At 70.9% G+C, this 21081-nt stretch carries 21 protein-coding genes and 4 pseudogenes; 14 read left to right on the top strand and 11 right to left on the bottom strand.

All coding sequences use genetic code 11. From position 1 onward, the window contains the following. The first annotated feature begins 40 nt into the window (after positions 1-40). Complete coding sequence (locus ABT127_RS21490; protein WP_351452304.1) at positions 41-847, top strand: ricin-type beta-trefoil lectin domain protein; 807 nt, start codon at positions 41-43, stop codon at positions 845-847. A 37-nt stretch (positions 848-884) separates the two neighbouring features. On the opposite strand, the gene ABT127_RS21485 is transcribed toward ABT127_RS21490, so the two are convergent. Next, entirely contained in the window at positions 885-1574 is a 690-nt protein-coding gene (locus tag ABT127_RS21485) for a Crp/Fnr family transcriptional regulator (protein ID WP_351452301.1), read from the bottom strand. A gap of 122 nt (positions 1575-1696) precedes the next feature. Here ABT127_RS21485 and ABT127_RS21480 point away from each other — a divergent pair, with 122 nt between their 5' ends. From ABT127_RS21480 to ABT127_RS21460, 5 genes and pseudogenes are all read left to right on the top strand, one after another. Next, positions 1697-2377 carry a hypothetical protein gene (locus tag ABT127_RS21480; protein ID WP_351452299.1) on the top strand — a complete coding sequence of 227 codons (681 nt, stop codon included), beginning with the start codon at positions 1697-1699 and terminating at the stop codon, positions 2375-2377. Between the two features lie 50 nt (positions 2378-2427). Further along, positions 2428-3159: a nucleotidyl cyclase domain-containing protein gene (locus tag ABT127_RS21475; protein WP_351452297.1), complete on the top strand. Its 732-nt coding sequence runs from the start codon at positions 2428-2430 to the stop codon at positions 3157-3159. 80 nt (positions 3160-3239) lie between these two features. Then, a complete protein-coding gene (locus tag ABT127_RS21470) occupies positions 3240-3620 on the top strand; it encodes a molybdenum ABC transporter substrate-binding protein (RefSeq protein WP_351452294.1) in 381 nt (126 codons plus the stop codon). A 205-nt stretch (positions 3621-3825) separates the two neighbouring features. Continuing rightward, complete coding sequence (locus ABT127_RS21465; protein ID WP_351452292.1) at positions 3826-4857, top strand: LacI family DNA-binding transcriptional regulator; 1032 nt, start codon at positions 3826-3828, stop codon at positions 4855-4857. A gap of 6 nt (positions 4858-4863) precedes the next feature. Next, positions 4864-4992: pseudogene (locus ABT127_RS21460) on the top strand (helix-turn-helix domain-containing protein); the annotation flags it as partial. A 15-nt stretch (positions 4993-5007) separates the two neighbouring features. Here ABT127_RS21460 and ABT127_RS21455 read toward each other — a convergent pair. Further along, positions 5008-5334: pseudogene (locus tag ABT127_RS21455) on the bottom strand (ABC transporter ATP-binding protein); the annotation flags it as partial. Positions 5335-5355: 21 nt separating this feature from the next. Beyond that, positions 5356-5763 carry an ABC transporter permease subunit gene (locus ABT127_RS21450; RefSeq protein ID WP_351452739.1) on the bottom strand — a complete coding sequence of 136 codons (408 nt, stop codon included), beginning with the start codon at positions 5761-5763 and terminating at the stop codon, positions 5356-5358. A 72-nt stretch (positions 5764-5835) separates the two neighbouring features. Between ABT127_RS21450 and ABT127_RS21445 the strand changes: the two genes are divergently transcribed. Next, the gene (locus tag ABT127_RS21445) at positions 5836-7776 is read left to right on the top strand and encodes a DUF4832 domain-containing protein (protein WP_351452290.1); all 1941 of its coding nucleotides are present in this window, start codon (positions 5836-5838) and stop codon (positions 7774-7776) included. Positions 7777-7865: 89 nt separating this feature from the next. Here the strand turns inward: ABT127_RS21445 and ABT127_RS21440 are convergent. After that, positions 7866-8131, bottom strand: a pseudogene (locus ABT127_RS21440) (hypothetical protein); the annotation flags it as partial. On the opposite strand from ABT127_RS21440, the gene ABT127_RS21435 reads away from it, so the two are divergent. From ABT127_RS21435 to ABT127_RS21425, 3 genes and pseudogenes are all read left to right on the top strand, one after another. Next, positions 8021-8788 (top strand): GNAT family N-acetyltransferase, encoded by a 768-nt coding sequence (locus tag ABT127_RS21435; RefSeq protein WP_351452736.1) that lies wholly within the window; start codon positions 8021-8023, stop codon positions 8786-8788. The pseudogene ABT127_RS21440 and the gene ABT127_RS21435 sit on opposite strands and share 111 nt — an antisense overlap. A gap of 146 nt (positions 8789-8934) precedes the next feature. Beyond that, a pseudogene (locus ABT127_RS21430) lies at positions 8935-9377 on the top strand (sigma-70 family RNA polymerase sigma factor). Then, positions 9374-10105 (top strand): hypothetical protein, encoded by a 732-nt coding sequence (locus ABT127_RS21425; RefSeq protein WP_351452287.1) that lies wholly within the window; start codon positions 9374-9376, stop codon positions 10103-10105. Before ABT127_RS21430 ends, ABT127_RS21425 begins: the two are co-directional and overlap by 4 nt. Positions 10106-10187: 82 nt before the next feature. Here the strand turns inward: ABT127_RS21425 and ABT127_RS21420 are convergent, their stop codons facing one another. From ABT127_RS21420 to ABT127_RS21395, 6 genes are read right to left on the bottom strand one after another with little or no spacing between them, the layout of a single operon-like run. After that, positions 10188-11048 (bottom strand): ABC transporter ATP-binding protein, encoded by an 861-nt coding sequence (locus ABT127_RS21420; protein WP_351452285.1) that lies wholly within the window; start codon positions 11046-11048, stop codon positions 10188-10190. After that, the gene (locus ABT127_RS21415) at positions 11042-12112 is read right to left on the bottom strand and encodes an ABC transporter ATP-binding protein (RefSeq protein ID WP_351452282.1); all 1071 of its coding nucleotides are present in this window, start codon (positions 12110-12112) and stop codon (positions 11042-11044) included. Before ABT127_RS21415 ends, ABT127_RS21420 begins: the two co-directional genes overlap by 7 nt. Continuing rightward, on the bottom strand, positions 12109-12936 hold the full coding sequence (locus ABT127_RS21410) for an ABC transporter permease (protein ID WP_351452279.1): 828 nt from the start codon (positions 12934-12936) through the stop codon (positions 12109-12111). Before ABT127_RS21410 ends, ABT127_RS21415 begins: the two co-directional genes overlap by 4 nt. Beyond that, positions 12933-13874, bottom strand: a complete 942-nt coding sequence (locus ABT127_RS21405) for an ABC transporter permease (RefSeq protein WP_351452276.1) — start codon at positions 13872-13874, stop codon at positions 12933-12935. The genes ABT127_RS21410 and ABT127_RS21405 overlap by 4 nt, the downstream gene beginning before the upstream one ends. A gap of 5 nt (positions 13875-13879) precedes the next feature. Further along, on the bottom strand, positions 13880-15502 hold the full coding sequence (locus ABT127_RS21400) for an ABC transporter substrate-binding protein (RefSeq protein ID WP_351452273.1): 1623 nt from the start codon (positions 15500-15502) through the stop codon (positions 13880-13882). Then, a complete protein-coding gene (locus ABT127_RS21395; RefSeq protein WP_351452270.1) occupies positions 15496-16713 on the bottom strand; it encodes an amidohydrolase in 1218 nt (405 codons plus the stop codon). Before ABT127_RS21395 ends, ABT127_RS21400 begins: the two co-directional genes overlap by 7 nt. Before the next feature lie 172 nt (positions 16714-16885). Between ABT127_RS21395 and ABT127_RS21390 the strand changes: the two genes are divergently transcribed. From ABT127_RS21390 to ABT127_RS21380, 3 genes are all read left to right on the top strand, one after another. Next, entirely contained in the window at positions 16886-17527 is a 642-nt protein-coding gene (locus ABT127_RS21390; RefSeq protein WP_351452268.1) for a FadR/GntR family transcriptional regulator, read from the top strand. Between the two features lie 545 nt (positions 17528-18072). Then, complete coding sequence (locus tag ABT127_RS21385; RefSeq protein WP_351452265.1) at positions 18073-18438, top strand: STAS domain-containing protein; 366 nt, start codon at positions 18073-18075, stop codon at positions 18436-18438. 79 nt (positions 18439-18517) lie between these two features. Continuing rightward, a complete protein-coding gene (locus ABT127_RS21380; RefSeq protein ID WP_351452263.1) occupies positions 18518-18883 on the top strand; it encodes an ATP-binding protein in 366 nt (121 codons plus the stop codon). A 61-nt stretch (positions 18884-18944) separates the two neighbouring features. Here ABT127_RS21380 and ABT127_RS21375 read toward each other — a convergent pair whose 3' ends face one another. Further along, complete coding sequence (locus tag ABT127_RS21375; protein WP_351452260.1) at positions 18945-19883, bottom strand: SDR family oxidoreductase; 939 nt, start codon at positions 19881-19883, stop codon at positions 18945-18947. Positions 19884-20075: 192 nt separating this feature from the next. Here ABT127_RS21375 and ABT127_RS21370 point away from each other — a divergent pair, with 192 nt between their 5' ends. Then, positions 20076-20957 (top strand): helix-turn-helix transcriptional regulator, encoded by an 882-nt coding sequence (locus tag ABT127_RS21370; RefSeq protein WP_351452257.1) that lies wholly within the window; start codon positions 20076-20078, stop codon positions 20955-20957. Positions 20958-21081: the final 124 nt, after the last annotated feature.

Raw genomic sequence — 21081 nt, 5'->3', positions numbered from 1 at the left:
CCCCCTCGTCCGTCCGATCGCAGCCACCGCCGGAGGTCCCGTGCCACCGCCCCGTTTCTCCCAGACGTACACCCGCAAGCCGTCCCGTGTACGGATCGGGCTGATGCCCGGCCGCCGCGTCTTCGTGACGGTGGGTTCGGTCGCCGCCGTCACCGGCGCGGTCCTCGGCGGCACCGCACTCGCCCACGGGCTCTCCTCGGAGCCGGACCCCCCGCGGGCGGTGGTCCCCGCCCCGCCGTCCGCCTCCGCGTCGGAGAGTCCGACCTCGGCGCCGTCGCCCGACGGCTCGCGGAGCGCGACGGCCGGGACGAAGAGCGACGAGGAGCACAAGAAGAAGCCGGCGCCCACCGTCACCGTCCACGACGGCGGCGCCCCCGCGGTCGCTGCCAAGCCGACGGCCGGATCGGGGAGTTCGGAGGAGAAGAGCGGCAACTCCTCGTCGGACACCGCCAAGAAGGCTCCCGTGCCGCAGAAACTGACCGGACCCAGGGGACCGGTCAAGGGCCTCGCCGGCAAGTGCGCCCAGCGCGCGGCCCAGGGCCTGCAACTGCGCGCCTGCGACGGCGGCGCCGACCAGGTCTGGTTCTTCGCCTCCGACGGCACCCTCCGCAACCAGGGCAAGTGCCTGTCGACGGCGGGCAACTCGACCAAGGACGGGGCCCGCCTGGTGATGGTGGGCTGCGACACCTCACCCGTGCGCCAGTGGCGGATCTCGCCCAACGCGGACGTCGTCAACGTGGCGGCCGACAAATGCCTGGACGTCGCCAACGCCGCCACCGCGGACGGCACGCCTCTCCAGATCGCCTGGTGCTCGGGCAACACGGCACAGAAGTGGCAGACGCCCTGAGCCGGCCGGGTACTTCGCACGGGCGCGTGAGCCGCCCTCAGCCGTCGGAGGGGCGGGTCGCGTGCCGCCGCAGCCCCTCCCGATCGAGGATCAGCACCCGGCCCCGGGATGAGATCGTGCCGAGCAGGCTCAGCTTCTGCAACCGGACGACGCACCGGGTCGCGGCATCCCGGCCCATCCCCGTCCAGTTGCCGAGGTCCTGACGCGTCACACCCGTGATCTGCACGCCCCCGTCGTGGGGCACCCCTTCCGCGTCGGCGAGCCGCAGCAGCAGGCGGGCGATCCGGATGTCGGGCGAGGCCGAGGCGAGGGCGATCTGCTGCTGGTCCGACTCCTTCAGCCTTCCGCTCACCGAGGTCAGCAGCTTGCGCATGATGCCGGGATGCTGCGTGAGCATCTCCTCGAACGCCTCGCGCGCGTACCAGCGGACGTAGGTCTCGGTCAGCGCCCGCACCGTCCCGTTCCGCGAGCCGCCGTCCAGCACCGCCATCTCGCCGATCAGATCCCCGTCGCCACGCGTGGCCAGATACGTGGTGTGCCCGTGCCCGCTGTCCCAGAGGACCCGGCACCGGCCGGTGATGATCAGCGCGGCCCGGTCCGGCCGGTCGTCGCCCTGCCGCAGAATCTGGTCGCCGGGCCGGTAGGGCCGCTGTGGTTCGCGGCCGCCCTTGCGCATGATCTCGCGTTCGTCCGCATCGAGGGTGTTCCAGAACGCCACGTTCGTCACGGTCCGAAGTCTGGCCGGTACGGGGCGAGTTCTCCTGTCGCTGTGCAACATCTGCTGCGGAACGACCGTCTTTCCACTGCTGTCATGTGGGCGTTGAGCACATGAGCAGACAGGTGTGACAGATGTCCGGACAGCACGACCCCTCGCGGAACCCCGACGACCGCCGGCGCCAGGACGCGCGCGCCGACGGGGTCAACCTCAACGCGGGCGGCGACAACATCGTCAGCAACGCCACCATCGCGGGCGGCGACATCATCATCAACAAGGTCAGGAAGTGGGCCTTGGCGAACCCCCTGATGGCGACCGGCGCCGGCCTGGCGCTCGTCGTGAGCGTCTTCTGGGGCGGCTCCGCCGTGATCGGGGGCGACGGCCACGACGCTGTCGACACCTCCGTCGTCAGCGAGGCGGGCCTCACCGGGGCGCGCCACACCCTGGAGCAGGTCAGGACCGCCGAACGCGTCGCCGACACCGCCGCCTGGTGCGAGCTCGTGCAGCCGAACGACTCGGGCTGCGCCGAGTCCATGTCCTCGTCTTTCGCGGCCAAGTCGGACGCGTACCGCGAGCAGGTCGGCGACGTCGGCCTGGGCGAGCCCGAGAAGACCGGCGACGGCGCGCGCATGCAGCTCCGCTGGCAGGACAAGGACCAGGGCTCTGTCGGGCTGACCTGGGCCGGTGGCCGCTGGCAGCTCGTCGCCAACGAGTACGCGCTGCTCAAGGTCTGCAAGGCCGGGCTCTTCCTGTCCCTGGTGGACACCCGCAACCAGCAGGCGAAGTGCGCCTCCTTCTCCCTCCCGTCCGTGTGACGACCGCCGGAGCCCGGCCCCGACCCACCCCGCAGAGAGGCGGCACCGACGTGCCCGACCACCCCGAACACACCCAGCTCCTCCTCGCCGACATCAAGGGGTTCAGCACCCGCAGCGACCGTGAGCAACTGCGCAGCCGCGCGGACCTCAACAGCGAACTCCGCGCCGCGTTCACCGAGGAGCTCTGGCGGCACTGCGCCCACGAGGACCGGGGCGACGCCGTCCTGGTCGTGATGAGACATCCCGTGCTGACCCACGCCCTCCTCGCCGAGGTGCTGCCCCGGCTGGAACGGCAGCTCGGGCAGCGCCGCCGCAGTGATCCCCTGCTCCGGCTGCGGATGGCGGTCCACGCGGGTTCCGTCCACACCGACCCGCACGGTTACGCCGGCAACGCCGTCAATCACGTCTTCCGGCTCTGCGAGGGCGAACCGCTGCGCCGGGCGCTGGACGAGGCCACGTCCGACACCGCGCTGCTGATCTCGGACGTGGTGCGCGACTCCGCCGTGCGCGCCGGTCTGCCGGGCGTCGACCCGGCGACGTTCCACTCCGTGCCCGTCCAGGTCAAGGAGACGAGCACCCGCGCCTGGCTGCACGTCGCCGGCGACGACCTGTGCGCCCGGCGCATCGCCGACGCCGCGACCGCGCGGGAACGGGACGGCGAGGGCGCCCGCGGTGTGTCCATGACCGCGGGCCGCGACAACCGCGTGCAGAACTCGGTGATCAGCGGCGGCGACACCCACCTGGACACACCGCGCGCGCCGTGGTGGCGCGGCGGCCGGTGACGGTCGCCGACGCCCCGCGGAACCCGAGACGACCAGCGATGACCAGTGACGACCAGCGACAACGGATGAGGACGACCCGCATGACGCACCACCCGACATCGCGCCTCCGGCGCACCGCCCTGGCCACCGTGGCATCCGGCCTGCTCGTGCTGACCGCCGCTTCCTGCGCCTCGGGCCCGACCGACCGCAAGGAGGTCTGCGAGGCCTACGACAGCCTGAGCGGCCGGGTCGTGGGGATCGGCGGGGTGATCGGCAACCCCGTCTTCTGGGCGGCCGGCACCCTCGCCGACAAGGCCGACCGCTACGAGGGCCCCGAAGACCTGTCGGCCGACGCGGGGCAGCTCGACGACATCTCCGACTCCGACGAGACCGACATGAACGAACTCACCAACGCCACCAGCCAGACCGCCGCCTTGTGCGGCCACCCATTGGGCCTGGGCAGGACGGTCCCCACGGGATGACCCGCGCAGAGTCCGACTACACGCCGACCCTTTCGGAGACCTGACCTGCCGGACGGTGACTTCCAAGGACGACCGCCGACCACGGCGCCTTCACCTGCGATCCCCTCCTCCGGTTCCAGCAGGGTGCCCGGAGCGCAAGATCCGTAAGGCCCACGCCCTTCGCAAGGTTGCGGTAGTTTTCATGTCACCTATCGAAAGGTTCGGCATGCCTCCCCGAGCGGATCAGCAGCGGCGCGCGACCCTGACATCGGTGGCACAGGCCGCCGGAGTGTCGGTCCCCACGGTGTCCAAGGTGGTGAACGGCCGCGTCGACGTGGCTCCCGAGACCCGGGAGCGGGTGGAGCGGCTTCTCGTGGAGCACGGTTATGTCGCGCGCGGCCCCGGCGGACGTCAGGCCGTCCCGCAGCCCCGGGTGCTGGACCTGACCTTCGACGAACTGCGCAACCCCAACAACCTGGAGATCGCCCGCGGCGTGACCGAGGAGGCACAGCTCACCGGGATCGACGTCGTGGTGAGCACCGTGCCGGACGACCCGCTGGGCGCCCACTGGGCACGTCGGGTGGTCGCCTCCGGCCGGCACGGGCTGGTGCTCGTCACGTCCCAGCTCTCCGCGCAGCAGCAGCGCCACCTGACCAGGGCTGCGATGCCGCTGGTACTGATCGATCCGGTGAACGTCCCCGCCGACCTGGTGCCCAGTATCGGCGCCACGAATTTCAGCGGAGGGATGGCGGCCACCGAGCATCTGCTCTCGCTGGGGCACCGGCGGATCGGGATGATCGGCGGCCGCCCGGACGCGGTGTGCAGCCAGGCGCGGGTCGCGGGCCACTTCTCCGCTCTGGCCACCGCCGGGATCGAAGCTGATCCCGCTCTGCTGCGGCACGGCTTCTTCCGCTTCGAGCCGGCCGTGCGGGCGGCCCTGGAACTCCTGGACCTTCCGGAGCCGCCCACCGCCGTCTTCGCCGCCAGCGACGGCCAGGCCCTGGGAGTGGTGGAGGCGGCCCGTACCAGGGGCCTCCGCGTCCCCGAGGATCTCAGCGTGATCGGCTTCGACGACGCCCTGGCCTCCCAGTACACGTCCCCGCCGTTGACGACCATCCGCCAGCCGTTCGCCGACATGGGCCGTGCGGCAGTCCGCTCCCTGCTGCGACTTGCCGCGCACCAGCCCTTGGACAGCCACCGTGTCGAGCTCGCCACGAGCCTCGTCGTCCGGGAGTCCACGGCCCCGCTGCGCGAGTGAACGGGCATCCTCGATGCCGCCCTCGACGTCTTCGCCCGCTCGGGATTCCGGGGCGGCTCGCTCAGTGAGGTCGCCGAACGGGTCGAAATGAGCCGGGCCGGGCTGCTCCACCACTTCGACAGCAAGAGCGCGTTGCTCACCGCCGTCCGGTCAGCCGGCCGCGAACCGGTGCCGCTGGGCCCGGCGTTCGGCCTGCCTGTCCGGGTCGGTCACCGGCGCGGCCAGCAGCAGCTTGCGCGTGTACGGGTGGTCGGGGTCGGACGTGACCTTGGCGCCGGGACCCTGCTCGACGATCCCGCCGCCGTGGAACACGGCGACCCGGTGGCTCAGATGACGTACCACCGACAGGTCGTGCGAGATGAACAGATAGGCGACACCCGTGCGTTCCTGGATCTCCAGGAGCAGGTCCAGGACCCGGCGCTGGGTGGAGAGGTCCAGCGCGGACACCGGCTCGTCGCAGACGATCAGCCGCGGGTCCTCAGCCCGAAGCTGAGGCTCTCATGACCGCATCCACCGGAACGCTCGTCCCGGCGGCGCTGATCGCGGGCGCGGTCGCCTGCGACCCGGAGCTGCCTCGTCACGCCCGGTCAGAAGCGGCCACAGGTAGTCGTTCCAGGCCCACACGGTGGTGGTGAGCCCGATGGTGATCAGCGGTCCGCGGCTCATGGGCATGACGATCTTCCAGAAGACGCCCCAGGCGCCCACACCGTCGAGCACGGCCGCCTGCGCGGCCGGCGCATGGGGTACGTCCCGCAGGAGCCGGGTGTGAACCTCTCCCCGACCGCGACGATCGGCAGCCAGGGTCGAGTCCGTTGCGGCCCGCGGCGTCGACGGTGGCCCTGGCGATCGCCCCTCGGCATCTTCCAGCAGCAGTCCCCCAACACCCAGCCCGACCCTGCGCGACATCGACATCGACGTGCTGCCCGGCGAGACCGTCGGCGTGGTCGGCGAGTCCGGTGCACGTCGAGAAGCGGGGTGGTGATCACCGGCTCGTCTCCTTTCCGGCGGCCGCGCCCGCCGGGGCGGGCGCCCCGGACAGCGGCGCCCGCGCTCGGGATCCAGGCGATCTTCCAGGATCCCTACCGGTCGCTGAACCCGGCCTCGCTCCCGGTGCACACCCTCACCGGCGCCGACGCGCCGCTGGACAATCCGCTCAAGGGATTCGCCCGCTTCTACCAGCCCGGGGGCGATCAGAACTCGGGCTACCCGCACTCCCTGACCTGGAGCTACTTCGGCCTGTCCGAGGTCATGAACGACGCCTCGGACTGCGGGCACTTCGACTGGAGCGTCCTGGACAAGGCCTTCGACGAGACGGCCTCGTACGGCAATCAGGCCGCCATCCGTTTCTACATCGAGTATCCGGGCGGCACCGGCAGCCATCCGGCCAACGCGATCCCTCCGTGCTTCGCCGGGCACGTCGACAACCGCACCAACGCGTACTGGAACACCACCAGCCCCGACTACGACAGCCCGCATCTGCTGACCGCGCTCAAGAACTTCATCGCCGCGTACGGCGAGCGCTACGACGGCGACGCGCGGATCGGCTTCATCCACATGGGACTTGTCGGTCTCTGGGGCGAGTGGCACACCTGGCCGTACGACACGGACACCTCGAGCGACTCGTACCCGGACTACATGCCCACCGACGCGCACGGCGCCGAGATCATCAAGGCCTACAACAGTGCCTTCACGCACACGAAGATCGAGGTCAGATACCCGGAGTCGGCCGGAGGCGCCGCCGATGCGCTGCCGGCGGTCGGCTACCACGACGACTCGTTCTGCTACCGCGAAGGCAGCCCGCTCGCCGGAGTCACGCTGCCGGCATCGATGGGCGGAGCCTCGTACGCGCAACTGCAGAAAGCCGTCGAACGGGGCGTGGAGAACCGCTGGACCACGGCCTCCATGGGCGGTGAAGTGCGGCCCGAGATCCAGCCCACCGCCTTCGCCTCCTGGCCCGGCGGTTCCGGAGCGGTCGACAACATGAAGGCCTGCCTCGAACTCGAGCACACCACCTGGAAGATCAACGAAGGCAGCGCCGCCTACTCACCGACCGACCCCAAGGTCGCCGCCGCGGTCCGGCTCATGGGCTACAACCTGGGTGTCGACCGCGCGTACTTCCACGACACCGCGCAGGGCAGCACCAAGGTCGGCGTACGGATCAGCAACACCGGAGTCGCCCCGTTCTACTACCCGTGGAAGGTCAGCCTCGGCCTCAAGAACTCCTCCGGCGACGTCGTCAAGAGCTGGGAGACGCCATGGGACCTGCGCAAGGTCATGCCACAGAAGATCCGGGCCTTCCCCGACTGGGGCGTGGGCTCCGACCCCACCTACCTCGACTACGGCTACGCCCAGTACTTCGACGCGAACGTCGACCTCTCCGGCGTCGCCTCGGGTGACTACCAGCTCGTCATGAAGGCCAAGAACCCCCTGGAGGACGTCAGTTCCCAGGCGAAGAAGCTGCGCTTCGCGAACGCCGGACAGAAGGCGGACGGCTGGCTCGACCTCGGGGCCATGGCCGTCGGCTCCGGCGGCACCTCCGATCCCGTCGGCTACGAGGCCGAGGCCGCAGGCAACTCCCTCACCGGGACCGCAGTGGTCGCCGCCTGCGCCGGCTGCTCGGGCGGCGCGAAGGTCGGCTACCTCGGCAACGGCGCCACCCTCACGTTCAAAGGCGTCGACGGAGGCAGCGGCGGCACCAGGTCACTGACCCTCCACTACGCGACCGCCGTGTCCCGCTCGGCGACCGTCCAGGTGAACGGAGGCACGCCGCGCACGGTCGTCTTCGCTCCCACCTCCGACTGGACGACACCGGGTACGACAACGCTGAGTGTCGATCTCAAGGCGGGTACAGGGAACACCGTCACCCTCGCCAATCCTTCGGGATGGGCTCCGGACATCGATCGGATCACTGTGTCCTGAGTGGGGTGTCGAGGCCGGGAGACATCACCCCGGCCTCGACACGTGCGTCCGGCTTGGGGATGGTGGCGGCGGTGGGACTGGCCAGGCCTGACGGCGGCGTCCACATACCGGGTTCTGAAGAGGACCAGGGCGTTGAGGGCGAGCCGAGGGTGCCGATCTGGTCTTCCATGCCGTCCTGGTAGCGCTGGTAGAGCTGCCTGGCGCGGCCGTGGAAGCTCTTCCTCGCGAGCGCGTGGCGCAGGATATGCAGGGTCTTGGCGATCCGCCCGTGGTGCGCGATCGCGTCGTCGAGCGGGATGAGGTCGATGCGGCCGCGGGCCGCGTCCTGGAAGGCGCCGTAGCCGGCGGCGCGGTCGCTGTGCGTGCCGGCGGCAATATGATCTCCAACTCGATCGTGAGGCAGCGGGCCCGAAGCTACGGTGCCGTGATGAGCAATGACTTCCTTCTCGGCCGCGCCGTTCGTCTCACCCCGCTGTCCGTCGACCACGCCGAAGCGCTCTTTCCCTCCGCGTCGGATCCCGAGGTCTGGCAGTGGATGCCCCGACCCCGGCCCGGCTCCCTCGGAGAGATGCAGGCAATGATCAGCCACATGCTGGCGGACCGAGCCCGGCGGTGCTTCGCGGTCCAGCGGCTGAGCGACGAGGCGGTGATCGGTTCGACCAGTCTGTATGAGCTCGACCTGGCTGAGAGCCGCGCGGAGATTGGTGCGACCTGGTTCGATCGTTCGTGCTGGGGCGGCCCCTACAACGCCGAGTCGAAGCTGCTGCTTTTCGGGTACGCCTTCGACGATCTGGGCCTTGCCCGAATCGCCCTGCGCACCGACAACCTCAACGTGCGGTCTCAGCAGGCCCTGACACGGCTGGGTCTCGCCTATGAGGGCACGCTGCGCAGCCACATGGTGCGCCAGGACGGCACGCGCCGCGATTCGCTGTACTACAGCGTGCTCGCGGATGAGTGGCCCGCTCTGCGCGACGAGCTGCTCACCCGGGTCATGGCCAAAACCACTGTCTGATCGTGCGCTGCCGTCGCGGAGCGAGGGGATCACCTCCGAGGCGAGCGACCATGCGGCAGGACACCCATCTCCTTTCCGAGAGCTTGCGAAGCCCTCAAGCAACGGTTCTCGGTGCTCGTGGACTCTGTGGAGAGAGGAGGTGAGCCATGAGAGACAGGGCAAGAGCGGCAACAGACGCTGGTGCGGGAGCCGAGAACTTCCCGGCGTTCGTCGTCGGACGGTGGCCCCGGCTGATGCGGACCGCGTATCTCCTGACCGGAGAGCAGCACGCAGCGGAAGAACTTGTGCAGGGTTTTCTGGAACGGACGTTCGTGGCCTGGCGGAAAGCGTCGATCACATCGCACAGGCCGTCGAGCGGTCGGATCTGGTGGCCGCGCTGGCCCAACTGCCCCTCCGGCAGAGGGAGGCCGTCGTGTTGCGGTACTGGGAGGACCTGAGCGAGACGCAGACCGCCGCCGCGATGGGGTGTTCGGTGGGCACGGTGAAGAGCAACGCGGCCAGAGGGATAGCCCGGCTTCGGGCCGCCATCGGGCCGATCCGGACCAGAACCGACGCAACTCCCGTGACGCACGAAGGGCGGACGTCATGACAGAGACAGGCACCGACATCTCCGAACTGCTCGCCGACGCCGCGCAGGGCGCTCACATCAAGCAGGCGCCCGTCGACGCGATCGTGGCGGGTGGCAAACGGCGCAGGAGCAGGCGCCGGGTGGCCGGAGCGGTGATGGCGCTCGCCTTGGTGTGTACGGGCGGGATCGCGGCGTCGTCCTTGTGGGGGGCGGGAGCCGGCGGTGCACCGGCCGCGAGGACACAGCAGGCCGCGCCCCGCCCCATGACCGAGGTGATCGCGAGCGGGCAGGTCGAGGGAAAGCCCTGGACCCTCAGTGTCGATGTGTGGAAACGAGCCGCCGACGCCAAAGAGGCGGGCCGGACGTGGAACGCGATGGAGGAGGTCGAATACCCTGACGCACAGCGTGCGGGCGGTGCAGGGGGGCCTCAACTCAGGCGCACGGGATGGTTCTTCGCCAACCTGAAGGTCGGTGAGAGGCGCTCCTTCGTGGATGACGGAGCGCTGAACGCGGCCGGGGACCGCAAGGTCGAGGCCGGCTGGGTCAAACTCACCCCGACCGGCTCCAGCTGGTTCGTCTTCGGGCGGACCGCGCCCGGAGTCCACGCCGTCACGTGCACCTGGGCCGACGGTCACAAGGCCGCACCCCGGCTGCGGACGATCGCTGGAAGCGACAGCCGGTTCTTCGCGGTCGGCGCCCCGGCCCCGGATCCGACGTCCGGCCCTCCTCGGTGCACGGCGGCGGACTGATCTGCTGCATACGCGCGTGCCTGGTGGTGAACGGCACCGAGGAGAGCGGGAGTTGACTAGTGCTCGCTCACTTCGCCCATCGTCATGCCGGCCGGGTGCGCCGGGACGGCCGCCAGCCGGGGCCGGGCACCGCTGCCCGCAGCTGGCGCGTGTACTCCTCGCCCGGGTCGGTCAGCAGGCGGCCGGTGGGCCCCTGCTCGACGACCCGGCCGCCGCACATGACCAACGCCCGATCGCTGATCTGGTGGACGACCGCGAGGTCGTGGGAGATGAACACGTAGGAGATGTCGCGCTGTTCGCGGATGTCCGCCAGCAGGTTCAGGATCTGGGCCTGGATCGACACGTCCAACGCGGCGACGGCCTCGTCCAGGACGAGGACGCGCGGTTCGACGGCGAGGGCGCGGGCCAGTGCGACGCGCTGACGCTGCCCGCCGGACAGCTGGGCCGGCCGCATCGGCAGGTGCCGCTCCGCCAGTCCCACCGAGTCGAGGAGTTCCACCACTCGCCGGCGACGCTCGGCCGCCTCCATCGGGAAGTGCAGGGCCAGCGCGGTCTCGACGACGTCACCGACGCTCTGCAGCCGGTCGAGGGAGGAGTACGGGTCCTGGAAGACGATCTGGATCTCCCGGGCCCGTCGGCGCCGCTCGCGCGAGGACAGCCGACCGCGCGCAGGGCGCGGGCGCCCGCACACCGTCAGCTCGCCCGCGTCCCGGTTCTCCAGGCCGAGAAGCATCCTGGCCACCGTGGTCTTGCCCGACCCCGACTCGCCCACCACGGCCAGGCACTCGCCCGCCGCGAGGGTGAACGAAACGTCGTCCACGGCGACGGCGTCCCCATAGGTCTTGCGCAGCCCGACCGCCTCCAGGACCGGCGGTGTCGGCGTCCCCTTCTCCGTCGCCTCGCGCGGGGCGGGCACCGTCAGGTCTTTCCGGTCGTTCACCATGCCGCGATCTCCTCGGCCCGCAGGCACGCCACTCGCGCGCCGTCCGTCAATTCCCTGTTCTGCGGCTGCTGTTGTTCGCACTCGGGGGCCGCGTGCGGGCAGCGGGGCGCGAACGAGCAGCCTGTGCCCGCCTGGCGTGCCTCGAACGCCGCCACCGGACGGCCCGGGATCACGGGCAATCTGTGCATCCGCTCGTCGAGGCCGGGCCGGGACCTCAACAGGCCGGCCGAGTAGGGATGCCGAGGGTGTTCGGTCAACGCGTGCGCGGCCTGGGTCTCCACCGTGCGGCCCGCGTACATGACGGCGAGACGGTCGCAGGTGGCCGCAGCCAGTTCCAGGTCGTGGGTGATGAGGAGCAGCGCCGTACCGCGCTCGCGGCGGGCCTCGTCCAGGATCGCCATGACGTCGGACTGGGCGGTGACGTCCAGGGCGGTGGTGGGTTCGTCGGCCAGTACGAGGTCGGGTTCCGCGGCCAGGACCGAGGCGATCATGACGCGTTGCAGCAGGCCGCCGGAGAGTTCGTGCGGGTACTGGCGCAGCCGCCGGGCTCCGTCGGGGATGCCGACGTCGGCGAGGAGGCCGGTCACCCGTCGCTCGGCCTCCCGGCGTGGCACTCCGCGTTCGGTGACCAGGGCCTCGGTCAGGAAGTCGCCGATGCTGTGCACGGGGTTGATGTGGGCGCGCGGGTCCTGGAAGACCATGGCGATGCGGCGCGAGCGCAGGGCACGCAGTTCGCGACGGCTGAGGGTGTCGACCGGTCGGCCGTCGAAGACGATGTGTCCGTGGGTGCGGGCGCCGGGCGGGGTGAGGCCGATGACGGCGCGCGCGGTCATGGACTTGCCCGAGCCGGACTCGCCGACCAGTCCGACCGCCTCGCCGCGGCGCAGGACGAGGTCGACCCCGTCGACGAGCACGCGGCGTTCTGGCTCCTGCGCGTCGGCACGGTCGCGGCGGGAGCGGTGGGCGGGGCCGGTGCCGGGGACGTCGAGGCCGAAGCCGCGCAGCGCCAGCAGCTGACCGTCGCCGGCGTCCGGGGAAGTCGCGGGGGCAGGGAGGCTCGTCATCGGTTCTTCTCCATCCGGTCGCCGAGGAGGTTGACCGCGCACACCACGAGGGCGATCGCGGCACCGGCGGCGACGGCCTCGATCGCGTTCCCGCGCATCGCGCTGTCCAGCCCGGACTTGACCATCAGTCCCCAGTCGGCGGTCGGTGGCTGAACCCCCAGGCCGAGGAAAGAGATCGCCGCCAGGTCGATCACGGCGTAGCCGAGCGCGGACACCGACTGGGCCACGACGAGGGGCCGCAGGTTGGGCAGCAGATGGCGCAGACAGATGGCCAGCGCCGGCCGGCCCTGCACCCAGGCCGCCGCGATGTAGGGCAGCGCCCGCTCGCGCAGTGCGGCGCTGCGCACCACACGGGCCACGTACGGGGTGTAGGCGACGGTGAGTCCGACCACCACCGGGGTCAGTCCCGGTCCCATCACCGCGACCGCGACCAGTGCGAACACGATGCCGGGTACGGCGAACAGCACGTCGAGGACGCGGGAGACGGCGGTGTCGACCCAGCCGCCGCACCAGGCCGCGGTGATGGCGAGGGCCGTGCCGATCACCGCGGACACGGTGATGACGAGGACCGGTCCGAGGAGAGTGGGCCGCGCACCCCAGATCAGCCGGGAGAGCACGTCGCGGCCCAGGGCGTCGCCGCCCAGCCAGTGGCCGGGAGTGGCGTAGCCGAGCGTGTTGAACAGGTCCGGCAGGTCGGGGTCGTAGGGCGCGATCAGAGGTGCCGCGAGGGTGAGGCAGACGACGATGGCCAGGAGGAGGGCGGCGGCCCTGGCGAGGGGGTCGCGCGGCACCGCTCTGCGGGCCGCGAGGAGCACGGTGGTCATCGGGCCATCCGGGGGTCGAGGACGGAGTAGAGGAGGTCGACGACGAGGTTGACGACGACGAAGGAGGCGACCAGGACCAGGACGACGGCCTGGACGACGGCGAAGTCGCGCTGCATGATCGCGCGGACGAACAGCGAGCCGATGCCGTCGAGCGCGAACACGTTCTCCACGACGACCGCTCCCGCGAGCAGGCCGGCGACGGTGAGGCCGACGACGGTGGTCACCGGCACGGCCGCGTTGCGCAGGACGTGGCGGCGCACGATCCGGGATTCGGCGAGGCCGCGGCTCCGGGCGGTGTCGACGTGTTCGCGGCCCATCTCCTCGCGCACGGAGGCGCGGGTGATGCGGGCCAGGTACGCGGCCGAACCGACGGCGAGGGTGAGGGCGGGCAGGGTGAGGTGGTGCAGTCGGTCGCCGAAGCCCTCGCCCGCGCCGAACACCGGGAACCAGCCGAGCCCCCGGGCGAACACGATGACCAGGACGACGCCGACGACGAACACCGGCGTGGCCAGGAACAGCGAGGAGACCCCGCTGACGAGGGCGTCGGTGCGTCCGCCGCGCAGTGCGGCCAGGCTGCCCGCGGCGAGTCCGCCGACCACGATCAGGACGGACGAGTAGCAGACCAGCCACAGCGTGGTGGCGATGCGGGTGGCGAGCAGCGCGGTGACGTCCTGCCGGTAGACCAGGGAGCGGCCCAGGTCGCCGCCGAGCGCGTCGCCGAGCCAGCGGACGTAGCGCACGAGGAACGGGTCGTCGAGGTGGTACTGGGCGCGGATCGTGGCGATCTGCTCCGGGGTCGCGGTCCGGTTGCCGAGCAGGAACGACATGGGTCCGCCGGGCACCAGGTACAGCAGTCCGTACACGAGGAAGGAGGCGACGAGCAGCACGGCGGCGAGGCCGATCAGTCGCAGCAGGACGAACTTGACGGTGGAGTTCATCGGGTTCAGCGTCCTCCCAGCCCGGTGGCCCAGGGGTAGTAGAGGTAGGGGAAGGACGGCACGGCGCCCGTCACCCGGTCGCTCATGTAGAGGATCACGGGCAGGTTGTTGAGCGGCATCCATGTCACGTCGTCGACGACACCGCGCTGGACCTGGGTGACGAGGCGGGCGCGGGCGGCGGGGTCCGCGGTCGCGCGGGCCTTGCGGAGGTCGGCGTCGACGCCCTGGAACCCGCTGAAGTTGTTGTCGCCGTTGCCCAGGAACACGGTGTACGCGTCGAGCGGGTCGGGCACGTTGCCGTACCAGGTCGACAGGAAGGCGTCGATGCCGCGGCGCGCCTTGGGGTCGTTGTAGAGGTTGCCGTACTGCTCGACGGGCACGACGCGGATCTCGATGTCGAGGCCGAGCTGCTTGCCGGTGGCCTTGATGAGGTTGCCGGTCTGTTCGTGGACGGCGGAGCTGCCCTGCACCGCGATGGTGATCTTCCCCTTCGCCGCGGCTCCGGCCCGGGCGACGAGGGCCTTGGCCTTGGTCACGTCGGCCTTGCCGTGGGGGAGCCGGTCGTAGGCGTCCTTGAAGGTCTGCTTCTCGTAGCCCCAGTACGCGGGGCCGGCCAAGGCACGTTCGGCGGGTGCGGTGCCCTGGAAGACGGCGGCGCCGAGCGCGCCGCGGTCCAGGGCGGTGGAGAGGGCCTGGCGCACCTCGCGGTTCGCGTACGGGCCCGTCCTCGTGGAGTCGAGCAGGGCCCAGTAGCTCAGGGAACGGCCGAGGGTGACGGTTCCGGTGGGCGAGGACTGGAGTTGGCCGATCGCGGCCGGCGGCAGGTAGAAGTACTGGCCGTCGACCTCGCCGGAGCGCAGCGCGTTGACGGCCGTGGTCTCGTCCGCGATGAAGCGGAACGTCAGCGACTTCGACACGGCGCGGTGGTCACGGTCCCAGTAGTGGTCGTTGCGGGTGATGGTGAGCGAGTCGCCGGAGCGCCAGCGCGTGAACTCGAAGGGGCCCGTGCACATCACGCCCTGCCTCGGCGTGCCGAAGTTCTCGCCGGTGCGCTCCATCTGCTCCTTCTGCTCGACCGCTCCGGCGGCGGTGGCCATCGCCTGGTTGAACAGGACGTCGGGCTTCTTGAGGGTGACGGTGACCTTCATCGGGCCGGTCACCCGGACGCTCTTCACGTTCTGGAAGTAGTCGCCCCACCAGGTGCCCAGCTTCGGATCGAGATGTCGGTCGAGGCTGGCGGCGACGTCCTGCGCGGTCAGCGGGCTGCCGTCCCAGAAGGTGACGTGGTCGCGGATGGTGTACACCCAGGTCGTGGGGGTGGGGTTGGCCGCCTTCGTCGCGAGACCGGGTTTGATCTTGAAGTCGGGGGTGAGGCGCAGCAGGCTCTCGCACAGGTTCGACAGAACCGTGTTCTCGGCGTAGTTGAACGATTTGATCGGGTCCAGGCCCTGCGGCTCGTAGGGCAGGTTCCAGGTGATGGAGTCGAGCGGCTTGGTCGCTCTCGGCGTCGACGTCTTCAGGTCGAGCGCGACCGCGGGGCGCAGACCGCCCGGCCCGCCGCCGCAGCCGGCCGACCCGGCCATGAGCGTCAGCGCGGCCGCCGCGGTCAGCAGTGGCCGCCTCAGCACGGTGCACCGGCCGCGCCGAGGAGCACGCCGTCGCGCGCGATGACCCGTCCGCCGCGGACGACCAGACGGGGCCGGGGCTTGCGCACCACGGCCTCGGCGACCGAGGGGGCGTCGACCAGGATGAAGTCCGCGGGACTGTCCGGCTCGAAGGTGATCCGGTCCAGACCCAGCAGGTCCGCTCCGCCATCGGCCACCAGGGCGTAGCAGGCGGCCAGTTCGCGGTCGGTACGGGCGTCGGTGCGGTAGGCCAGGAGGTGGGCCCGCTCCACCATCTCGGCGTCGCCGAACGGGGTCCACGGGTCGCACACCCCGTCCGAGCCGATCGCGACCCGTGCTCCGGCGCGTCCGAGGGCCTGGAAAGGGACCACGGGGTCGGCGCCCAGCGCGCACGTCGTGACGCCGACGCCTTCGGACGCCAGCAGTTCGGCGGTGCGGGCGAGTTCGGGGGCGTCGAGGTCGGCGAGGGCGAAGGCGTGACTGACGGTGACCCGGCCGCCGAGGCCGGCCGTCGCGGTCCGCCGGGCGATCTGCCGGATCTGCGCCAGGCCGGCCTCGCCCCGGTCGTGCAGGTGGATGTCCAGCTCGACCCCGCGCCGTTCGGCGATCCCGAAGAGCAGAGCGAGCTGTCCGTCGCCGTCGCCGTCGATGCCGACGGGATCGAGACCGCCCAGAACGTCCGCGCCCTCGTCGAGAGCCTTCTCCAGCAGGACGTCGGTGCCCGGCGTGGCGAGCACGCCCAGCTGGGGGAACGCCACGATCTGCGTGTCCAGCAGATCCGCCCGTGCCGCGGCCGCCGCCCGCACGCCGAGCACGTTGTCGAGGCCGTACTGCGGGGCGACGTCGACATGGGCGCGCACGGCGCGGGTGCCGTGCGCGATCGCGTGGTCGAGCAGGGCGCCCGCCCGCTCGGCGACCGGGCGCATCCCGGCGCGCACCGAGGCGTCGTACGCGATGAGCGCGGCCAGCGAGTCGGCGGGCTCCCGGCTGAGCCAAGGCTCGCCCCAGGTCGTCTTGTCGGGATGGATGTGGGCGTCCACGGGGGCGGGCAGCGCCAGCAGACCGGCTCCGTCGATCACTGCCTCCGCCTCTTCGGGGAGGCCTGGTTCCTGAGGGGCGCTGGGTACGAACCGCCCCCGCTCCATCACCAGATCTCGGGTCGCGCCCTCACCGGTGCGCACTCCCGTGACGCGCAGCCGCTGGTCGAGGTCCATCCAGTCATCTCCCCATGCATGATCGCCGAGTTGTCGAGCTGGCCGATAGAATTATCAGACATCTGATGTTTGGTGAAGGGGTCTCGCGAGGCCCGGAGTGCCGGGGCGGCTGCACGACGCATAATCACCTCGGGCGTCGGGGCGCGCCGCGGATCATGACGGACGGGAAGACATGAAGAGCGTGGGACGCAAGTCCTTGGTGGATGCGGTCATCGACGAGCTGCGTCGGGAGATCACCAGCGGACGCTGGCCGGTGGGCGAGAAGATTCCCCCCGAGAGCTCACTCGTCCGGACTCTCGGCGTCAGCCGCCTTTCCGTTCGCGAAGCGGTCCGCGCACTCGTGCACGCGGGCCTGCTCGCCACCCGGCAGGGCGACGGCACCTACGTGACCGCGTCCGACGAGGCGAGCGTCGCGCTGACCCGCATGCTCGCGGACGTGGCCGACCGTGACGTCGAGGAGGTCCGCCAGGGCCTCGATCTGGTCGCCGCGCGCCTGGCCGCGCGGCGCCGCACACCGGCCGATCTGGAGGAGCTGCGCGCCACTGCCGAGCGTCGTCGACTCCACTACGAAGCAGAGGAGTTGAAGGAGTTCGTGGACGCCGACATCGACTTCCACCTGTGCGTGGCCCGAGCGGGTCACAACCCGCTCCTCCTCGACCTCTACACGACGCTCAGCACCGCGCTGCGCGACACGATCCTGGCCGACGACATGCGCCATTCGACCACGGACGCGCACCAGGCCCTGCTGGAGGCCATCGAGGCGGCCGACCCGGTGGCCGCCGACGCCGCCGCGCAGGCGATCCTGGACGTGTGACGGCTGCGCGCCGATGCGCCGCGCGGTCCCGCGGCGCTGTCGACGCCCGAAGCCGACCGGCCGCCCACCAGCACGCGCTGTCGTACGTCGACGACGTGTCTGCCGCGGGCTCCGCACGCCAAGGGCGCGGCACGGGAACGGGCGTTGAGTCTCACGATGCGTGATGGCGTGACGCCAGCAGGGTTGGGAACCTGAAGGCTTTGCGGAGTCGAATCGCGGGAGGCGCTGTGGCGGTCGGACGGGTCCGGTTGACGGGACCGGCTACGGCTGCCTACGGGCTGAGCACTTTGGTCCGGCCGGCTGTGCTGGCCAAGCCCTGCGGTCTGACCGAACCGGACAGCTCGGTATCCGCCCCCATTGGTCTGCTGGTGCGCGCCACGGGCGCCCGGGACACCGCGATCGGCACCACCATGATGCTGGCCACCGGCCCCCGACGAACGGAACCCGGGGGCGAGCACGCAGGTGCAGTGCTGCTCGCCGGCCCGCGCACAGAAGATCCGCACCCACCGCACAGCTCTTTCACGCCGTAGGGAACGATGGGGGACATGACTGACCAGCACTCCTTCCGAACCCCGGTCGCAGCGAGCGGCCCCTCAGGGAAGCTGTGGCTCCTGGTCCTCACCGGAGATGTCGACCCGGAAGACGCGGACGAGATGGAGGCGGTGTTCGCTCGCGCGGAGCGCGAGGCTGCCGGCCTGCTGTTCACGGTGGACGTCAGCCGACTGCGATTCTGTGACTCCTCCCTGCTGAACCTGCTCCTGCTCACGGCCCGCCGGCGCACCGTCGTCCTGGCGGGCGAGAACGACTTCATGCGGCGCATGCTGGAGGTGACGGGTGTCGGGAGTGCCTTCACCGTCGTCGCAGGCGTTGATGCCGCGCGCGTCCTGGCAGCTCAGCCCGGTCCGGTGTGACAGACAGTCTGTGATGTGGTGTGTGAGGCGGCGGGGGCAGGGCACGCGAACGGGACACACCGGACGCGAAGGGCGCTACATGTTCACCACGGACTCGACGCGCGCGTCCATCGCGCAGACGCGTCAGCAGGTGGTGGAGCAGCTGATCGCGAACGGCGTCACAGTGGATCTGGACGCGGTCCAGCTGGTCGTCAGTGAGCTGGTGACCAATGCCGTCCGGCACACTCCGGGCGGATCGTGGTCCCTCAGCGTCACCGTCGACGGCGACCAGCTCTCCATCGAGATCTCCGACACCAGCACGGCACTGCCCCAGAAACGCACAGGGGACTTGAAGGACGGTCGCGGGGGACTGGGGCTCCCTCTGGTGCAATCCCTGTGCGACCGCATGCAGACCACCGTCACCGGCACCGGCAAGACCATCACGGCTCACTGGACGACCGGATAGGGGTCCTGCCGCAGGCGGTCCACGGGGGCCCTCGTACCTGTGCACTGCCCTGTATGCGGCCTCAGGGGAACGTCACCTTGGCCAGCTCTTCGGACACCTCCCACACGCGGCGAGCCTCCTCGGGGTCGGTGAGGCGGGAGTAGAGCTTCTGCTCGGCAGGCGGGCCGCCCAGATGGCCCGGTCCGCTCGGCCCGTAGAAGCCGCCGCCCCGAGCCGCGGAGTCCGTCGCGGCGAGAAGGGCGGGAAGCCCGGCGCTCTCGGGCGTGCCGAGAAGAATGCCGCGGGCGGACAGAGCACGGATCAGGCGGACACCGAGGGTGTCGCGGTCGCGGCCCAGTTCCGGGCGTGCGGCGAGCAGGCTGGTCGGGGCGACGCCGGGGTGGGAGAGGTTGCTGGTGATGCCCCAGCCGGCGGCCCGGCTGCGCCGGTCGAGTTCGAGCCCGAACAGGCCCAGGGCGATCTTCGACTGGCTGTAGGCGTGCTGCCCCTTGTAGGAGCGTTCCCAGTTCAGGTCCTGCCAGTTGATGGAATTGCGGTTCGCGGAGACGCTGATCTGCGAGGTCACCCTGGCGTGCCCGGCCCGCAGCAGGGGCAGCAGGTGGGCCACCAGGGCGACGTGGCCGAGGTGGTTGGTCCCGAACTGCAGCTCGATGCCGTCGGCGGTGGTCTGCCGGTCCGGCGGGGTCATCACGCCGGCGTTGTTGACGAGGAGATGGATCGGCTGTCCTTCGCCGCGCAGCGTCTCGCCGAGCGCGGCGACGGAGTCGAGGGACGACAGGTCCAGTGCGCGCAGGTCCGCTCGCGCGCCGGGAACGGCAGCGCGCAGGGTGGTGAGCGCGGCCTCGCCCTTTCGGGGGTTGCGGACGGGCAGCAGCACCTCGGCCCCGGCCGCGGCCAGACGGGTGGCGATCGTGAGGCCGATGCCGTCGCTGGCTCCGGTGACGACCGCCCGCTTGCCGGACAGGTCCGCGACGGTGAAGTCGATGGGGGTGCGTGACATGTTTCTCTCCTGGTCGTGCGGGGGTTGCTCCCAGCGTCCCGCGGAAACCGTCCGCGTATTCAGGGCCTGTTGATCCCCCCTTGACCGGGTGAGGGCCGGACGGAGGAAGCGAGCGTAAAGGGGGATCGGCGGGCCGTGGCTGAGGGGGAGCGCCGGAGGTAGACAGGGAGCAATCAGTCAGGGAGGTACGGAATGGCGATCGACCGGGCAGGGATGGCGGAGTTCCTGCGGCGGCGCAGGCAGGCGCTGCAGCCCGAAGACGTCGGCCTGCCGCACGGGGTGCGGCGCAGGACGAGCGGTCTGCGGCGTGAGGAGGTCGCCGCGTTGTGCCACATGTCGGTCGACTACTACGCGCGTCTGGAACGGCAGCGCGGCCCTCAGCCGTCGGGGCAGATGGTCGCCTCGATCGCGCAGGGCCTCCATCTGTCCCTCGACGAACGCGACCACCTCTTCCGGCTGGCCGGGCACACTCCGCCCGCGCGCGGCACGTTCGGTGATCACGTCAGCCCAGGGCTCCTGCGCATGCTCGACCGCCTGAACGACACACCTGCCGAGATCGTCACCGAGCTGGGTGAGACCCTGCGCCAGTCCCCGATGGGGGTGGCGCTCACCGGAGACACCACCGTGTACACCGGCCCGGCCCGCAGCATGGGCTACCGCTGGTTCACCGATCCCGCCGCACGGCGCTTCTACGCCCAGCAGGATCACGAGTTCCTCTCCCGCATGTTCGCCTCCGGCCTGCGCGAGGCGGTCACTCTGCGGGGACCGGGTTCCCGCGCCGCCGACTATGCCGAGCTGCTGTACGCGGAGAACGAGGAGTTCCGTGCGGTCTGGGACGAGCACGAGGTCGGCATCCGCCCGCAAGATGTGAAGCGCCTCGTCCACCCCGAGCTCGGAGCGCTGGAACTGACCTGCCAGACACTGGTGGACCCCGGCCAGTCCCACTTCCTGCTCGTGTACACGGCGGTGCCCGGAAGCGAGAGCTACGAGAAGCTGAGGCTGCTGTCCGCCGTGGGCGCCGGATGGACAGGAAACGGACAACCAGCCCCTCGACCACACTCCCCGACACCGTAGAGACGGTCCCAAGGTCTTGCGGGACCCCCCCTAGGGCGTGTGTCGAAAGTCCTGCCTGCCCCGCGGTGTCTGGCACGCACGCTCGCGGCGTTGCCGAAACGCCCGCATAGCTCCGCTATGAGGG

The organism is Streptomyces sp. NPDC001904, assembly GCF_040297005.1.
In the GTDB taxonomy this organism is placed as follows: domain Bacteria; phylum Actinomycetota; class Actinomycetes; order Streptomycetales; family Streptomycetaceae; genus Streptomyces.
The sequence above is the reverse complement of the archived record's forward strand: the minus strand, read 5'-3'. Positions and strand labels throughout refer to the sequence as shown.

What these genes read in the sequence shown, in the direction of transcription:
- ABT127_RS21390 (WP_351452268.1), top strand. Translation starts at nt 16,886, where the DNA reads ATGAAGAGCGTGGGACGCAAGTCCTTGGTGGATGCGGTCATCGACGAG.
- ABT127_RS21420 (WP_351452285.1), bottom strand. Translation starts at nt 11,048, where the DNA reads ATGGTGAACGACCGGAAAGACCTGACGGTGCCCGCCCCGCGCGAGGCG.
- ABT127_RS21435 (WP_351452736.1), top strand. Translation starts at nt 8,021, where the DNA reads ATGCAGGGTCTTGGCGATCCGCCCGTGGTGCGCGATCGCGTCGTCGAG.
- ABT127_RS21415 (WP_351452282.1), bottom strand. Translation starts at nt 12,112, where the DNA reads ATGACGAGCCTCCCTGCCCCCGCGACTTCCCCGGACGCCGGCGACGGT.
- ABT127_RS21395 (WP_351452270.1), bottom strand. Translation starts at nt 16,713, where the DNA reads ATGGACCTCGACCAGCGGCTGCGCGTCACGGGAGTGCGCACCGGTGAG.
- ABT127_RS21465 (WP_351452292.1), top strand. Translation starts at nt 3,826, where the DNA reads ATGCCTCCCCGAGCGGATCAGCAGCGGCGCGCGACCCTGACATCGGTG.
- ABT127_RS21380 (WP_351452263.1), top strand. Translation starts at nt 18,518, where the DNA reads ATGTTCACCACGGACTCGACGCGCGCGTCCATCGCGCAGACGCGTCAG.
- ABT127_RS21385 (WP_351452265.1), top strand. Translation starts at nt 18,073, where the DNA reads ATGACTGACCAGCACTCCTTCCGAACCCCGGTCGCAGCGAGCGGCCCC.
- ABT127_RS21480 (WP_351452299.1), top strand. Translation starts at nt 1,697, where the DNA reads ATGTCCGGACAGCACGACCCCTCGCGGAACCCCGACGACCGCCGGCGC.
- ABT127_RS21405 (WP_351452276.1), bottom strand. Translation starts at nt 13,874, where the DNA reads ATGAACTCCACCGTCAAGTTCGTCCTGCTGCGACTGATCGGCCTCGCC.
- ABT127_RS21410 (WP_351452279.1), bottom strand. Translation starts at nt 12,936, where the DNA reads ATGACCACCGTGCTCCTCGCGGCCCGCAGAGCGGTGCCGCGCGACCCC.
- ABT127_RS21450 (WP_351452739.1), bottom strand. Translation starts at nt 5,763, where the DNA reads ATGTCGCGCAGGGTCGGGCTGGGTGTTGGGGGACTGCTGCTGGAAGAT.
- ABT127_RS21470 (WP_351452294.1), top strand. Translation starts at nt 3,240, where the DNA reads ATGACGCACCACCCGACATCGCGCCTCCGGCGCACCGCCCTGGCCACC.
- ABT127_RS21375 (WP_351452260.1), bottom strand. Translation starts at nt 19,883, where the DNA reads ATGTCACGCACCCCCATCGACTTCACCGTCGCGGACCTGTCCGGCAAG.
- ABT127_RS21370 (WP_351452257.1), top strand. Translation starts at nt 20,076, where the DNA reads ATGGCGATCGACCGGGCAGGGATGGCGGAGTTCCTGCGGCGGCGCAGG.
- ABT127_RS21425 (WP_351452287.1), top strand. Translation starts at nt 9,374, where the DNA reads ATGACAGAGACAGGCACCGACATCTCCGAACTGCTCGCCGACGCCGCG.